This window comes from Pseudodesulfovibrio sediminis, from assembly GCF_020886695.1.
Taxonomy (GTDB): Bacteria; Desulfobacterota; Desulfovibrionia; order Desulfovibrionales; family Desulfovibrionaceae; genus Pseudodesulfovibrio; species Pseudodesulfovibrio sediminis.
The window spans coordinates 1,848,487-1,861,034 of sequence record NZ_AP024485.1 but is presented as its reverse complement, the minus strand read 5'-3'; the positions used below and the strand labels follow the sequence as shown (position 1 = coordinate 1,861,034).

The 12,548-nt window shown below is 58.5% G+C and carries 14 protein-coding genes; 4 read left to right on the top strand and 10 right to left on the bottom strand.

Annotation, left to right across the window (positions count from 1 at the left end):
• The first annotated feature begins 139 nt into the window (after positions 1-139).
• A complete protein-coding gene (gene rnhB / locus SRBAKS_RS08960; protein ID WP_229596818.1) occupies positions 140-781 on the top strand; it encodes a ribonuclease HII in 642 nt (213 codons plus the stop codon).
• Between the two features lie 114 nt (positions 782-895).
• Complete coding sequence (locus tag SRBAKS_RS08955) at positions 896-1,531, top strand: hypothetical protein (protein ID WP_229596816.1); 636 nt, start codon at positions 896-898, stop codon at positions 1,529-1,531.
• 88 nt (positions 1,532-1,619) lie between these two features.
• On the opposite strand, the gene smpB is transcribed toward SRBAKS_RS08955, so the two are convergent.
• The 10 genes from smpB to SRBAKS_RS08905 form a co-directional block, all read right to left on the bottom strand.
• On the bottom strand, positions 1,620-2,102 hold the full coding sequence (smpB, locus tag SRBAKS_RS08950; protein WP_229596814.1) for an SsrA-binding protein SmpB: 483 nt from the start codon (positions 2,100-2,102) through the stop codon (positions 1,620-1,622).
• Between the two features lie 9 nt (positions 2,103-2,111).
• A complete protein-coding gene (gene ptsP / locus SRBAKS_RS08945; protein ID WP_229596811.1) occupies positions 2,112-3,896 on the bottom strand; it encodes a phosphoenolpyruvate--protein phosphotransferase in 1,785 nt (594 codons plus the stop codon).
• Positions 3,897-4,205, bottom strand: coding sequence for an HPr family phosphocarrier protein (locus SRBAKS_RS08940; protein WP_229596809.1), 309 nt, complete (start codon positions 4,203-4,205; stop codon positions 3,897-3,899).
• A gap of 50 nt (positions 4,206-4,255) precedes the next feature.
• Positions 4,256-5,047 carry a PTS system mannose/fructose/sorbose family transporter subunit IID gene (locus tag SRBAKS_RS08935; protein WP_229596807.1) on the bottom strand — a complete coding sequence of 264 codons (792 nt, stop codon included), beginning with the start codon at positions 5,045-5,047 and terminating at the stop codon, positions 4,256-4,258.
• Positions 5,048-5,062: 15 nt separating this feature from the next.
• Positions 5,063-5,614, bottom strand: a complete 552-nt coding sequence (locus SRBAKS_RS08930) for a biotin transporter BioY (RefSeq protein ID WP_229596805.1) — start codon at positions 5,612-5,614, stop codon at positions 5,063-5,065.
• A 109-nt stretch (positions 5,615-5,723) separates the two neighbouring features.
• Positions 5,724-6,275 (bottom strand): biotin transporter BioY, encoded by a 552-nt coding sequence (locus SRBAKS_RS08925; protein ID WP_229596795.1) that lies wholly within the window; start codon positions 6,273-6,275, stop codon positions 5,724-5,726.
• A 6-nt stretch (positions 6,276-6,281) separates the two neighbouring features.
• Positions 6,282-7,256 carry a biotin synthase BioB gene (gene bioB / locus SRBAKS_RS08920; protein WP_229596793.1) on the bottom strand — a complete coding sequence of 325 codons (975 nt, stop codon included), beginning with the start codon at positions 7,254-7,256 and terminating at the stop codon, positions 6,282-6,284.
• A 205-nt stretch (positions 7,257-7,461) separates the two neighbouring features.
• Positions 7,462-8,289, bottom strand: coding sequence for a 16S rRNA (cytidine(1402)-2'-O)-methyltransferase (gene rsmI / locus SRBAKS_RS08915; RefSeq protein ID WP_229596791.1), 828 nt, complete (start codon positions 8,287-8,289; stop codon positions 7,462-7,464).
• Positions 8,286-8,687: a YraN family protein gene (locus tag SRBAKS_RS08910; protein ID WP_229596789.1), complete on the bottom strand. Its 402-nt coding sequence runs from the start codon at positions 8,685-8,687 to the stop codon at positions 8,286-8,288. Before SRBAKS_RS08910 ends, rsmI begins: the two co-directional genes overlap by 4 nt.
• A 46-nt stretch (positions 8,688-8,733) precedes the next feature.
• Positions 8,734-9,858 (bottom strand): ABC transporter substrate-binding protein, encoded by a 1,125-nt coding sequence (locus tag SRBAKS_RS08905; protein ID WP_229596787.1) that lies wholly within the window; start codon positions 9,856-9,858, stop codon positions 8,734-8,736.
• Between the two features lie 175 nt (positions 9,859-10,033).
• Between SRBAKS_RS08905 and SRBAKS_RS08900 the strand changes: the two genes are divergently transcribed.
• A complete protein-coding gene (locus SRBAKS_RS08900) occupies positions 10,034-11,419 on the top strand; it encodes an FAD-binding oxidoreductase (protein WP_229596785.1) in 1,386 nt (461 codons plus the stop codon).
• Positions 11,420-11,422: 3 nt separating this feature from the next.
• Positions 11,423-12,547, top strand: a complete 1,125-nt coding sequence (locus SRBAKS_RS08895; RefSeq protein ID WP_229596775.1) for a (Fe-S)-binding protein — start codon at positions 11,423-11,425, stop codon at positions 12,545-12,547.
• Position 12,548 lies beyond the last annotated feature (1 nt).

The window sequence follows — 12,548 nt, the reverse complement described above, 5'->3', positions numbered from 1 at the left end:
GGGGTTACGCGTAACCAGCTATTTGTATGCTCCTCTTCCTTTCGGGCATGCCGCCGTTCTTGCTTCGTTCGTAAAACTCGGGGTGTGTCCCTGTGGCTATTTTTTCGGTTTTGAGGCAGAAGAGGCGCGGAGGAATCGGATGAGTCAGGTTACATTGTATGATCAGAGCGGGTATGCGCCCACCGAGATAGCGGGCGTGGACGAAGCCGGGCGCGGCTGTCTGGCCGGGCCTGTGGTGGCCGGGGCGTGCATCCTGCCTGTCGAGTACGATCTGCCGGGGCTGACGGACTCCAAGAAGCTCACTGCCGCCAAACGGGAAGTTCTCTACGACCTTATCCGCGAGCAGGCCGTGGCTTGGACCATCGGCGTATCATGGGCACCGGAGATCGACGAGATCAACATCCTTCAGGCCACCTTCAGGGCCATGGGGCGTGCCGTGCGGCATCTCAATGTTCAGCCGAAATTCCTTCAGATCGATGGCAACAAGACCATCCCGCCGTATGCCTTGAAGCTGCATATCCCGCAAGAATTCGTTATTCAGGGCGACGGCAAGATTCCGGCCATCTCAGCGGCCTCAATCATGGCCAAGACCTTTCGTGACCGCCTGATGGTCAAGCTCGCCAAACGGTATCCCGGTTACGGGATTTCCAAGCACATGGGCTACGGCACCAAGGCGCACATGGAGGCCGTCAAAACACTCGGCCCATGCAAAATGCACCGCCTCACTTTTGGTGGTGTCAAACCCGAAGAAAAAAAGCAGGAACAGGCCAGTCTGTTCTGATCTCTCCGTTATTCCCCTGCGTTAGACGTCAGCTTGTTTTAGATTGTGTGGCGTGGTATACCGTATCGCATATACGTGGCTCTTTTATCCCGACAGAGCCGAAGGAAGGATATCATGAAAGAACGCAGACGGAAGATCATGCTCATCTCACGGCAACTGCTTCTCTGTTCCGGGGGGGCGCTTGCCGGTACGGCGCTCCTCTTTCTGGGAGGCATGCTGTTCAACAAGGGGATACTGATCACAGCCGTGGTCTTTGGCTGCGGCATACTGGGCGGGTTCGTGAGTATTCAGCAACGGCTGACGAGCATTGATGACGATGAGCTGGATCTCCTTTCCAAGTCCTGGGCGTCGGTCCTCATAATACCGCTGTTCGGCGGCATTTTTGCGTTGGTGCTGTATGTCCTCTTTTTGACGGAGATTATGGATCTCGACATCTTTCCCAAGTTTTACATTCCGGAATTCATCCACGACCGGGCAATTGACATACCGAATTTTTTGCAGAAGACCAGTCCGGCATCTGGGCAGGACATGGCGAAGATGATGTTTTGGAGCTTTCTCGCGGGCTTTTCCGAACGGTTGGTACCTCAGGTCATTCAGTCTGTGGCAAGCCAGGCCGGGAGCGTCAGCAGGGTGGGCGGCACCGGTGCCGGAGAGCGGCCCACATGGCGGCAGACGACTCGTGCCGGACTTGTGAAAGTGAAGACGCGAGTTCAGCGGATGACACAGAGGGGGCCGAAGACAACCGTTTAGGTGAGGTCGTCTCCGAACAGAAAACAAGTGCATGTAAAAGGCCGCTCCCTGAGGAGCGGCCTTTTTGGTGTTCGCATTCGAGCTTAGGCTATTTATACGAGGCCAGTTGCCGAGCGGTGTCTCGGGCTATATCTTTGGCCTTGAGGTCCTGCTTCTTGGAGTGGACGTTTTTACCACGTCCCAGTCCGAGCAGGACTTTGACCTTGCCCCGGCTGAAATACATCTTCATGGGGATTACGCTCAACCCTTTCTGTTCCGTCTTGTCTTTGAGTACCGTGATCTCCGCCTTGTGCAGGAGCAGGCGTCTGGGCCGTTCCGGGTCATGCTGGTCGTACAGGCCGGTCTTGTCGTAAGGCGCGATGTGCACCCCCACCAGAAAGGCGGAGTTGTCGCGGAACTGTACATAGCCGTCCTTGAACGAGACATGTCCGCCGCGCAGGGATTTGACTTCACTGCCCACCAGGGAAATGCCCGCTTCAAAGGTTTCGAGTATTTCATACAACCGTCGGGCCTGTTTGTTGGTACCGATGGTGTTTGGAGTGACCTTGGATTTCTTTTTTTTCTTGCCCATGTGGAGTGCCTAGGAAGGCAGTTCGTCGTTTTCCAGAAGAGAGGAGAAAAAGCTTACTTCCTCTGGAAAGTGTTTGAAAATATTATCCATCACCAAGTTGTTGATGCGGCTGACCGTGCGGCATTGCAGGACGTCCTTGAGGAGCTTGCGGCAGTCATGCATGTTGGTCTGCCGAATGATCCGTTTGATGCCGGGAATGGCTTGTGGCGTCATGGAGAGCGAATCAATGCCCATGCCGAGCAGGATTGGCACGCAAAACGGGTCGGACGCCACTTCGCCGCAGAGGGACACTTCTATGCCTGCCTGATGGGCGGCGTCAACAACCATTTTGATGGCGCGCAGTGTGGCCGGGTGGAGCGGCTGGTACAGGTACGACACATGATGGTTGGTGCGGTCCACGCCGATGGAGTACTGGATGAGGTCGTTGGTGCCGATGGAGAAGAAATCCACCTCGTGGGCCAGGTATTCGGCGATCATCACGGCGGCAGGCAGTTCGATCATGGTGCCGATGGGCATGTTGGGATCGTAGTCCAGTCCCTCGCGCCGCAGCTCTGCCTTGGCCTGTGCAAGCCACGCCTTGGCCTGCCGGACTTCCTTGACGCCGGAAATCATGGGAAACATCATGGACACGTTGCCATAGGCCGAGGCGCGCAGGATGGCTCGGAGCTGCACCTTGAAAAGCTGGGGATTCTTCAGGCAGAAGCGGATGGCCCGCAACCCCATGGCCGGGTTGGTTTCGTTGAGTTCGCCAAAAGTCGAGATGAACTTGTCGCTGCCCAGATCCAACGTGCGAAAGACGACCTTGCGCGGTGCCATGATGGCGGCCAGGTCGATGTATTTGTCTGTCAGTTCGTCTTCGGTGGGCAGATCAGTGCGGTTGAGGTAGGCGTACTCGGTGCGGTAGAGCCCGACGCCTTCGCCGCCGTTGTCGATGACCGCGGCCACTTCTTCCACCAGTTCGATATTGGACAGCACCTGAACGCGGGAGCCGTCAAAGGTCTCTGCCGGGAGGTTGCACTGGCGTTTGATCTTGCGGGTATAGGACTCGAATGCTGCGGCCCGTTCGGTGTAGTCGGCAAGCTCGGTTTCGCTGGGATTGACGATGATCTTGCCGGACAGGCCGTCGATGATCACCAGATCGCCATCGTGGACCGCGTCTTCCAGCTTGTCCACGCCGACCAGCGCGGGAATGGCCAGAGAGCGGGCCATGATGCCAGTGTGGGAGGTCTTGCCGCCGCGCACGGTAGCAAAGGCCATGATCTTGTTTACCTGCAACTCGACGGTGTCCGCCGGGGTCAGGTCATGCGCCATGATGATGGCTCTGCCTTCGATGGCGGTGATGTCATTGTCCACACCCATGAGTTTGGTCTGGACCTTGTCGGCCACCACGCGGATGTCCTGCATGCGCTCGCGAATATACGGGTCCTTGATGGCGCCAAAGGCCCGCTCCTGATCGGAGACGGCTTTTTCCAGCGCCCAGGCGGCATTGAGGCCCAGGGATTTGATGTATCCTTCCGCAGCCCCGGACAGTTTGGGGTCCTTGAGCATCATCAGGTGGGTGTCGATGAGGGAAGCGTGGCTTTTCAGCTCTTCGGGTACCTGGGCGCGGATGGCCGTGAGTTCGGCCTCCACGGTGGCGAACGCTTTGTGCAGATGTTTGATTTCTTCCGGCACCAGATCAGAGGCCACAGTCTGCCGCGGCAGGCGGGCCATATGATTGCGGTTGACGAAATACGCCTTGCCAATGGCGATACCTGTGGCAACCGAAATACCTGAAACGATCGCGTCAGCCATCTATGCCTCTTCGAATTTGTTTTTAAACAGTTCCGACAAACGGTTGAGAGCCTCTTCGGCATCTGTGCCCGTGGCCCGCAATTCAAGAATGTGGCCAGGGCCGGCAGCCAGTGTCAGCACGTCGAGAATGGATTTGGCATCCACTACCTGTTCGTCAGAGACGATGGAGATGCTTGCCTCGAAGGACTGCGCCTCCTGGGCCAGCCTTCCGGCAGGTCGTGCGTGTAATCCGTTTTCGCTGGCCACGATCACCTGTCTGGACAGGTAATGGCCAGCGGCTGATGTGGATGTCGTAGTTTCTTCCGTCATATATGAACCTGCTTCTTCAAACCATAGTATATGGCTGATTGAAACGAAAATCACAAGTTAAAAGCCTGTCTGATCACTTCCTCAAACAAGGGATAGAACGTGATCATTACCAGAAAAACCGCCACCGCCAGTACGCGCGAGAGAAACCCTGTGCGCACGAAGCGGGCAAAAATCATGAGCGCCGTCGTTCCCAGAAGCAGCTCCCAAACGGTGTAGGGGCGTGGCCAGATGAGCGTCCAAAGCCAGAGCATGAGCCCGGCGTTGGCATACTTGACCCGGCGTCCCCAGTTGATGAGGTCCCATTTTTTCAGCTTTTGCAAAAACTGAAATCCGTACTTTGTCCCGCCGATAAAGGTGAGCGCACGGAACACCTGAAGGCTCAGCATGCAGCACGCCCCGAGAACGAATGCGGCTATGCCGTACCCGCTCAGCAGCAGACAGATGGTCGCCAACGCCCAGAAGATAAGCAGGCTGCCGGCAAAGACCGAGTCCCCGATGGCTGAGAGGGTGTAGGTGGTCGTGTCCCTGACCTTGGCCAGCATTTTGGGCGGAAAATGGCCGCCTGCGATGGACGTCTCCACATTCAACAGGATGCCGACCAGACAGGGCGTCCAGAAAGGATGCGACTGGTAGTGGCTGGCGTACCGCTTCAGGGCCGCCTTGAGCTCCTTGGGGTCGTCATGGATGGCATAGAGACCCGGCTGCATGGCGTACATGAGGCCGATGTTCTGCATGCCACGGGTGTTGAAACCCGCTCCCACCATATAGCAGCGCAGGAAACTGCGCACAAAGGCCATTGACCTGGAGTCGGGCCGCATGGGCGGGAGCACTCTATCCACCATGGAGTCCTTGTCCTGTTAGGCGTGGACCGGTAGAAGGTTGAACTTGGTCAGATACCGGCATGTCGCCAGGGCTGCTGCGGTCTTGATGGCTCCCCACACGAGGAACGGAGCCACGGCCACGGACCAGCTCTTCATCCATGTGAAGTCCAGAGAGAACTTCAGCCAGCCTGCGCCCACGACGAACAGGGCGACCATGCCGAGCAGGCCGAAGATGATGCCTCGAACCCAGGTCACGCCTTCGTTCTGTTTGCGGGCGATGCCGCAGATCATGGCCGAGAGCATGAAGCCGATGAGAAAACCGCCGGTGGGACCGAGGAGGTGACCCAGGCCGGATGTGCCGCCGGCAAAGACGGGCAGGCCAATGGTTCCGGCCAGCAGGTAAAGGCCCACGGCCAGCATGCCCCGTTTGGGACCGAGTACGAACCCGGCCAGGGTGACGAAAAAGGTCTGCATGGACACGGGAACCGGTCCGATAGGAACATAAATATATGCACCGGCGCCGATGAGGGCGGCCATGAGTGCGGTCCAGACAAGCTGATGAAGGTCGGCCAAAGAGGTCTTATGCATTTTTTTTCCTTACTAATGTAATGAACAGGAACGGGATCGCATCAAAGCATACAGTCTTCTGACTGTCCAGTTTCCGCCGCCGCGCTGCGTGTGGGACCCTTTGTGTATCCTATCTCTGGCCCGGAAGAAAACTGAATTTCATGAGGTGGCGGCCACAGACCAGAGCGACCACGATCTTGATGGCGTCCCAGGGTATGAACGGGAGTACGCCGATGGTCACAGCCTTGTACCATTCAAGGGAGAGGGTGAACTTGAGCCAGATGACACCGACACCATAGGCGACAATCAGCGCGGCGCAACCATACAGCAGCCCGGCAATCCACGGGATGGTCTGGTCGGCTTTGCGGGCTAGGCCGCACAGCCAGGCTGACAGCACGAAACCGAACAGATAGCCGCCGGTAGGGCCGAGGAGATGGCCCAGCCCTGATTTGCCGCCAGAGAAAACAGGCAGGCCGACGGTCCCGGCCAGCAGGTAGAGCGCCACGGCCAGCGCCCCGTGTTTGGGACCGAGTGCATAGCCTGCGAGAAAAATGAAGAACGGCTGCATGGAGACCGGCACCGGCCCGATGGGGATGATGAGGTAGGCTCCGGCGCCGATGAGGGCGGCCAGGAGCGCGGTCCAGACAAGCCTGTGCAGATCGGTCAGTGAATTGGTGGTCATATAGTCCTACCCTGCCGCCGGGGTCAGACCGGCTTTGTTTATTTCGTCCAGATCGGAGGCAACGCAGCCTCCTTTGGTGGTCAGGTAATCGCCGACCATCAGTCCGTTGGCACCGGAGGCGAGCAACTCGTGCTTTCGCGTATTGCCGAACACCGTCACGCGGCCACCACAGATGCGCAATGCGCGGTCAGGCAGGAGGAAGCGATACAGGGCAACGACCTTGAGGGCCTCTGCCGGTGTCAACACCTCCCGGTTTTCAAGAGGCGTTCCGGGAATGGGGTGCAGGAAATTTATGGGGATGGACTGTACGCCCAATTCCCTGAGCAGCAGGGCCAGCTCGATCCGATCCTCCCATGATTCGCCTATGCCGAATATGCCGCCGGAGCAGACATACAGTCCGGCTTCAATGCCTGACCTGACAGCGGCCACATCCTCTTCATAGGCATGCGTGGAGCACATGCGGGGGAAAAAGGACGCCGATGTTTCCAGATTGTGATGATAGCCCTTCAATCCCGCCTTTTCCAATGTTTTTAATTGGCCCACATCAAGGGTGCCCGGCGACAGGTCGGGGTGCATACCAAGCTCCGCGACTTTTTGGATGCTCTGGGCAAAGCCGTGCAGATCCTTGTCCCCAACCAGCTTGCCGCTGGCGACGATGCCGAAGCGGGTCACGCCATGGCTTTGGGCCCTGCGGGCGGCCGTCTGTATTTCGTCGGCTGAAATGAGCGGATACTCCGGGCTGTGCGTGTTGTGATGGCCCGACTGGGCGCAGAACGAGCAGTCTTCGGAGCAGGTGCCGGATTTGGCGTTGATGATGGCGCACAGTCCGATGGTGGTGTTGAAATGCGTCATCCTGATGGCGTGCGCATACTGGAGCAGCTCCGGGAGACGATCGTCAGGCAGGTGCACGATGTACCTGATGTCGGCATCGTAGAGAGTGCGTCCTTCAAGGACTTTGCGGTGTAGTTCTTTCAAGCTCATTGGATGTCTCTGAAATGGTCTCGTTGTAGTGAATGCGTGCCCTGGCGTTCGTGGTCCGTCATGGTCCGGGCGTGCAGGCCGCGCCAACTTGTGACAGGTGTTATCAGAAGTCAACACAGGTCGTTTTTTGCACTTTCCCGCTCGAATCAAGGGAGCATGCGGGTATACCGGAGGGGCCCGGACAGCCCGTAAAAGTGGCGATATTTTATTTGCGCATGACGGCGTAAACTTCCTTGGAGGTCCAGCCGTTGGCGCGGTCGGCCACGCGCCGGGCGATCTCCTTGGGCTTGCCGCCTGCCAGGGATTCCTCTTCAACCAGTTGTTGTATGGCGTCTTCCGTGGTGTCGCCGGATTCTCCTGCAGGACCGATGATTACCGTCAACTCGCCGCGCAGTTCAAGGTCCATCGCGCCCAGTGAACCGAGGTCGCCGCGGATGAACTCTTCATACTCCTTGGTCAGCTCCCGGGCCACACAGAACTCCCGGTCTCCCAGGGCTTCATGGGCGATTGCAAGGGTTGTTGCGAGTCTGGATTTGCGTTCGAAGAAAACGAGCGTGGCACCTGTCTGGCCGTGGGCGGCGAGCAGTTTTTCGGTCTGGCTTTTCTTGCGCGGGAGGAAGCCGAGAAATGTGTAGGGCAGGGGAGGCAGGCCGCTGGCGGACAGGGCGACCACCGGTGCGCTGGGGCCGGGAACGGGGGACACGGTGAAGCCGTGGTCCCGGCAGGCCCGGACCAGTGTGAAGCCGGGGTCGGACAGAAGCGGGGTGCCTGCGTCGGAGATGAGGGCGACTTCGGTACCCTCTTCCAGGAGTTCGAGCACCCTGGGCAGTCGCTTGTCTTCGTTATGTTCGAAAAAGGAGATCAATCGTCCATGTCGTTCCAGCCCGAGCCGTTTGAAGAGCAGCCCGGCGCGGCGAGTGTCCTCGGCCAGGATGACGTCGGCTTCGGTCAGGATGTCGCGGGCGCGGGGCGACAGGTCGTCCGTGTTGCCCAGAGGGGTGGCCACCACCCAGAGTGTACCTGTGTCGGTCATATATTCATTCCGGTGAGGTCAAATGCGTTTTCAATATGTTCCACGTCCATGGAGGTCCCGTTGTCAATGACGCCGGCCAGGTCGAAACGGCAGGGGGTGTCCCACAGGTCTTTCCTTGTCAGGTAGTGGCTGGCCGCCTTGACGAGTCGGGCCTGTTTCTTCCGGGTGAGAGCGTCCCCCGGGGTCGCCATGGAGTTGGCCTTGCGGGTTTTCACTTCCACGAACACGAGGGTGTCCCGGTCTTTGCAGATGAGATCCAGCTCCCACTGATGGAAGCGCCAGTTGCGGTCCAGTATGCGAAACCCCTTGGTTTCGAGATAGCGGGCAGCGGCGTCTTCACCCAGATCTCCGAGCGTTCCGGTCCACCCGGCGGGCAGTAGTTTTGTGATAAACCCCATGAAGAGAGGTATTAGCACAGGGGCGGCGGGTTGTCAGGCCGCTTCCCTACAGCTTCCCTGCAAGTTGATTGACCACGGCCTCCGGGCTGAAGTCGTATTTCTTGAGTCGTGGGTTGTGTGTTCTGGTGAACTGCTTGAAGTCGATCTTGTTCCAGTTCTCTTTGCGCAGGATGGGCATGTATCTGGCACAGTTTGATTTGTCTATGAGCTGCATCTGTATGGGGAACATGGTGCCGAGATCATGGAAATAGTGTCCATGGAAATAGTCATAGATCAGCACCATTGCCCAGCCTCCTTCCATGAAGTGGCCGCCTGTCGAAGCAACCAGTTCGCCCTTTCTGACGGCGTTGATGCCTTGCCTGGTCCAGTCCACTCCGCCGATCACGATATCGGTTCCGGGCTTCAGTCCCTTTTTCTTTATGGCCTCGATGGCTCCGAGGGCGGTGGTATCGCTGACTGTCCAATATATCCGTGCGTCCGGGTAGAGTTCGAGGAGGGATTCGGTTTTAATCCTGGCTGTTTCATATTCCCAGTAGGTCAGGAGAAAACGGTCGATGCGGGTTTGTTTGCAGTGTTCGACTGTTTTTGTCAGTCCTGCCTTTCGGGTGTTGGAAACCGTGGTTTCAAGGCCGCCGCCAAGACCGATGAGGTGATACTTTCCTTCTGATCCGGTCAGTCCCAGTGTCTTGGCCTCGCGGAGAAGACGTTCTGCCAGTAATTGGCCGGCTGTTTCCTCATCAGGCGAAAGATGAGCGATCCAGCTGCTATGCGGTTTTCCCGGGCAACCGATCACCTTGCGTGCGCTAGGAGAGATGTCCGCGTTGAAGAGTACTACTTTGACGCCCGCTGCATCGGCCATCCGGAGGACGCTCTCACTGTGCGAGGCCTGGAAGACGAACATGAGGCAGTCCGGTTTGTTGTCACCCGAGAGTATCCTGCGGGCGTTGTCTTCAACTTCGATTCTGTTTCTGCACTCGATGATGGTCAGGTCCATGTGCAGGTCCTTTGCCGCAGTTCTTGCGAAGCCGCACAGCTGGTTCCAGAAGAGATTGGTCGCAGGGATGGCAGGGGTGATGAGCGTCACGCGTACCGGCGCTTCCGCGCCCGCATAGGCTGGCAGACAGGACAGGATGCATGCGGCAAGGAGTATTGTTCGAAAAATGGAGTGCATACGTTTATTATGTCAATGTAAACATGTTGATTGATTTTCGTGTTTGAATTTTATTGTGACAAAAGTCAAGGAGACTAATTTTACGGTAATATCGCATTGTGAGGAAAGCGCGTCGTGTCTGGAAAACACAGTCCCTTCATTGACATGGCAGTCCTGCGCTCGTACCGTTTCCGCCATGCCATACCCACACAGCCTGACCTCGGCCCATACGGCCTTTTTGACCGACCTCTTTCCGGGAGACGGGTGTCTGCTCACGCCCGAAGCAATGAATATATTTTCCGTGGATGCCGGACGAGAACGGACCATGCCGTTGGCTGTTGTCCGTCCTGAGAACCGAGAACATCTGGTCGAGCTGCTCCGCTGGGCGGATGCGGAACGCATGCCTGTCACCGGGCGGGCGCGTGCCACCAATCAGGTGGGCAGCGCCGTGCCGGTCCACGGCGGGGTGGTGGTCTCCCTGTTGCGCATGAACGCCATTCTGGACATCGATGACCGGGATTTCGTGGCCGTGCTTCAGCCGGGCGTGGTCACGGCTGATCTGCAGGCAGCGTGCGCACGACAGAAGCTTTTCTATCCGCCGGACCCGGCCAGTGTGAAGACCTCCACTGTGGGCGGCAACATCGCCACCTGCGCGGGTGGGTTGCGGGCCGTCAAGTATGGCGTGACCCGTGACTGGGTGCTTGGGCTTGAGGCCGTGCTGCCCGGCGGCAGAGTGCTCAATATGGGGGGACGTTCTCATAAGGATGTGGTCGGGCTGGACCTGAAACGACTCTTTGTCGGCTCCAATGGCAAACTCGGCCTGATCTCCGAGGTCACGGTCAAGCTCATTCCGCTCCCTGAAGCCGCGGCTTCCGTGCTGGTGGGCTTTGCCGATCTCGCATCCTGCATGGACGGGGCCATGGCCGTGTTCCATGCGGGGCTGCTTCCGTCGGCCTGCGAGTTCATGGACGAGACCGTGCTCTCGGTGGTGCGCCTGTCCGGGGATATCCCAGTGGCTCCCGAGGCAAAGGGCGCGTTGTTGTTCAAGCTGGACGGCACGCAGGAAGGCGTCGATGCCGAGGTCCGCAGGTTGGTGGCCGCGCTCAAGACGGTACGGCCCGTGTCCGTGGAAGTGGGCGTTGGCGCAGCCGAAGAAGCTATCTGGGACGTGCGGCGGGGCATCTCCCCCGGCTCCTACAAACTGAAGCCGAACAAGGTGTCCGAAGATCTTTCCGTGCCGCGCAGTCAGGTGCTCCGGCTGGTTGAGTCCGCCCAGGAGTTGGGCCGCACGCACGGTCTGCCCGTTCTCTGTTACGGCCATCTGGGCGATGGTAACATTCACACCAATATCATGCACGACGCCTCGGTGCAGGGCGAGGTGGAAACCGCCCATGTGATCAAGGAGGCGCTCTTCCGGCTGGCGCTGGAGCTGGGCGGCACCATCTCCGGCGAACACGGAACCGGGCTGTCCAAGGCTTCTTTTGTGGGCGAGCAGCTTTCCGCGGACGAGATGCAGCTTATGGCTGACATCAAGGCGGTGTTTGACCCCAACTCCATCATGAATCCTGGCAAGGGGTGGTAGTCCATGGCCGGTGAGTGCATCCTGTGCGGCAAGTGCATGGAGGTCTGCCCGTTGCTGCGGGCCACGGGCCGGGAGGAACTCGGCCCCCGCGCCAAGGCTGACCTGTGCCGCGTGCTGGTCGAGGACCCGGACCTGTTGTCGGAAGCCCGTGTCGAGAAACTGGCTGGACTCTGTCTGGGGTGCGGGCGATGCCGCGCGGTCTGTTCGCAGGGCGTGGATGTTCCCATGTTGGTGGCAGGGTTGCGGCAGGCACATCCCGATTTCAAAAAATGGCTGTGGAAGACATGGCTGGTGCGCGCCCGCGAACTCTGGTCCCCTGGTTCCACGGCGGCCAGACTTATCCCCAAACAGTTTCATACAGAAAGATTCGGCCCCATGCTCAAGATGCTGTCCGGCCTCAAGGGCGGGCCGGGATTGACGCCGTTTCTGAAAATCGCGTCCTTTCCTGATACGGTCCGGGGCGAGAATATGCTGCTGTTCGCGGGGTGTACGGCTACCTATGTGCAGAGCCGCTGGCTCATGACCGCCCTCAAACTGCTGGACGGTCTGGGTGTGGATGTGCTGCCCGGCGAGTTCAAATGTTGCGGCAGCGGGCTGCAATCTGCCGGGTTTGCGGACGTATCCCGCTCCATGGCCGAACACAATGTGGCGGTGTGGCGCAACGCCGGTAAACCGCGTGTGGTGACCGTCTGCGCCTCCTGCAAGGCGGGACTGGAAGGGTACATAGCGTGTTTTGCTTCTGACGAGGAACAGGCTGAGTGGGGGAATTCCCTTCTTCCCTTGTCTGAAATTATATTTGATACCGAATGTGTGATATCGACGCCGATACATGAACGCCTTGGGTACCATCATCCCTGCCATGCAACGGGGGTGGATAGGGCTGGCCTTTTTTTGCATTATGCTTTAAATGGCATAATTGAAATGGCTACAGACAGGGAATGCTGCGGTTTTGGCGGGGTCATGCGGCTGGGGGCAGCCGACCTGACCGAACCTGTCAACGCCGCCTGCTGGGACACCCTTGCAGGCGCATCAGTGGTGGTCACAGGATGCTCGGCCTGCATCGGCCAGCTCAAGGCCACGGCTCCTCATGGAGTTAGGGTCGGTCATTGGTTGGAACTCATAGAATAAG

Bases quoted from the DNA above. Each gene is read 5' to 3' on its own strand.
- SRBAKS_RS08935 (WP_229596807.1), bottom strand. From the start codon at position 5,047: ATGGTGGATAGAGTGCTCCCGCCCATGCGGCCCGACTCCAGGTCAATG.
- SRBAKS_RS08940 (WP_229596809.1), bottom strand. From the start codon at position 4,205: ATGACGGAAGAAACTACGACATCCACATCAGCCGCTGGCCATTACCTG.
- rsmI (WP_229596791.1), bottom strand. From the start codon at position 8,289: ATGACCGACACAGGTACACTCTGGGTGGTGGCCACCCCTCTGGGCAAC.
- SRBAKS_RS08925 (WP_229596795.1), bottom strand. From the start codon at position 6,275: ATGACCACCAATTCACTGACCGATCTGCACAGGCTTGTCTGGACCGCG.
- SRBAKS_RS08910 (WP_229596789.1), bottom strand. From the start codon at position 8,687: ATGGGGTTTATCACAAAACTACTGCCCGCCGGGTGGACCGGAACGCTC.
- SRBAKS_RS08900 (WP_229596785.1), top strand. From the start codon at position 10,034: ATGCCATACCCACACAGCCTGACCTCGGCCCATACGGCCTTTTTGACC.
- bioB (WP_229596793.1), bottom strand. From the start codon at position 7,256: ATGAGCTTGAAAGAACTACACCGCAAAGTCCTTGAAGGACGCACTCTC.
- SRBAKS_RS08905 (WP_229596787.1), bottom strand. From the start codon at position 9,858: ATGCACTCCATTTTTCGAACAATACTCCTTGCCGCATGCATCCTGTCC.
- SRBAKS_RS08930 (WP_229596805.1), bottom strand. From the start codon at position 5,614: ATGCATAAGACCTCTTTGGCCGACCTTCATCAGCTTGTCTGGACCGCA.
- smpB (WP_229596814.1), bottom strand. From the start codon at position 2,102: ATGGGCAAGAAAAAAAAGAAATCCAAGGTCACTCCAAACACCATCGGT.
- rnhB (WP_229596818.1), top strand. From the start codon at position 140: ATGAGTCAGGTTACATTGTATGATCAGAGCGGGTATGCGCCCACCGAG.
- SRBAKS_RS08895 (WP_229596775.1), top strand. From the start codon at position 11,423: ATGGCCGGTGAGTGCATCCTGTGCGGCAAGTGCATGGAGGTCTGCCCG.
- ptsP (WP_229596811.1), bottom strand. From the start codon at position 3,896: ATGGCTGACGCGATCGTTTCAGGTATTTCGGTTGCCACAGGTATCGCC.
- SRBAKS_RS08955 (WP_229596816.1), top strand. From the start codon at position 896: ATGAAAGAACGCAGACGGAAGATCATGCTCATCTCACGGCAACTGCTT.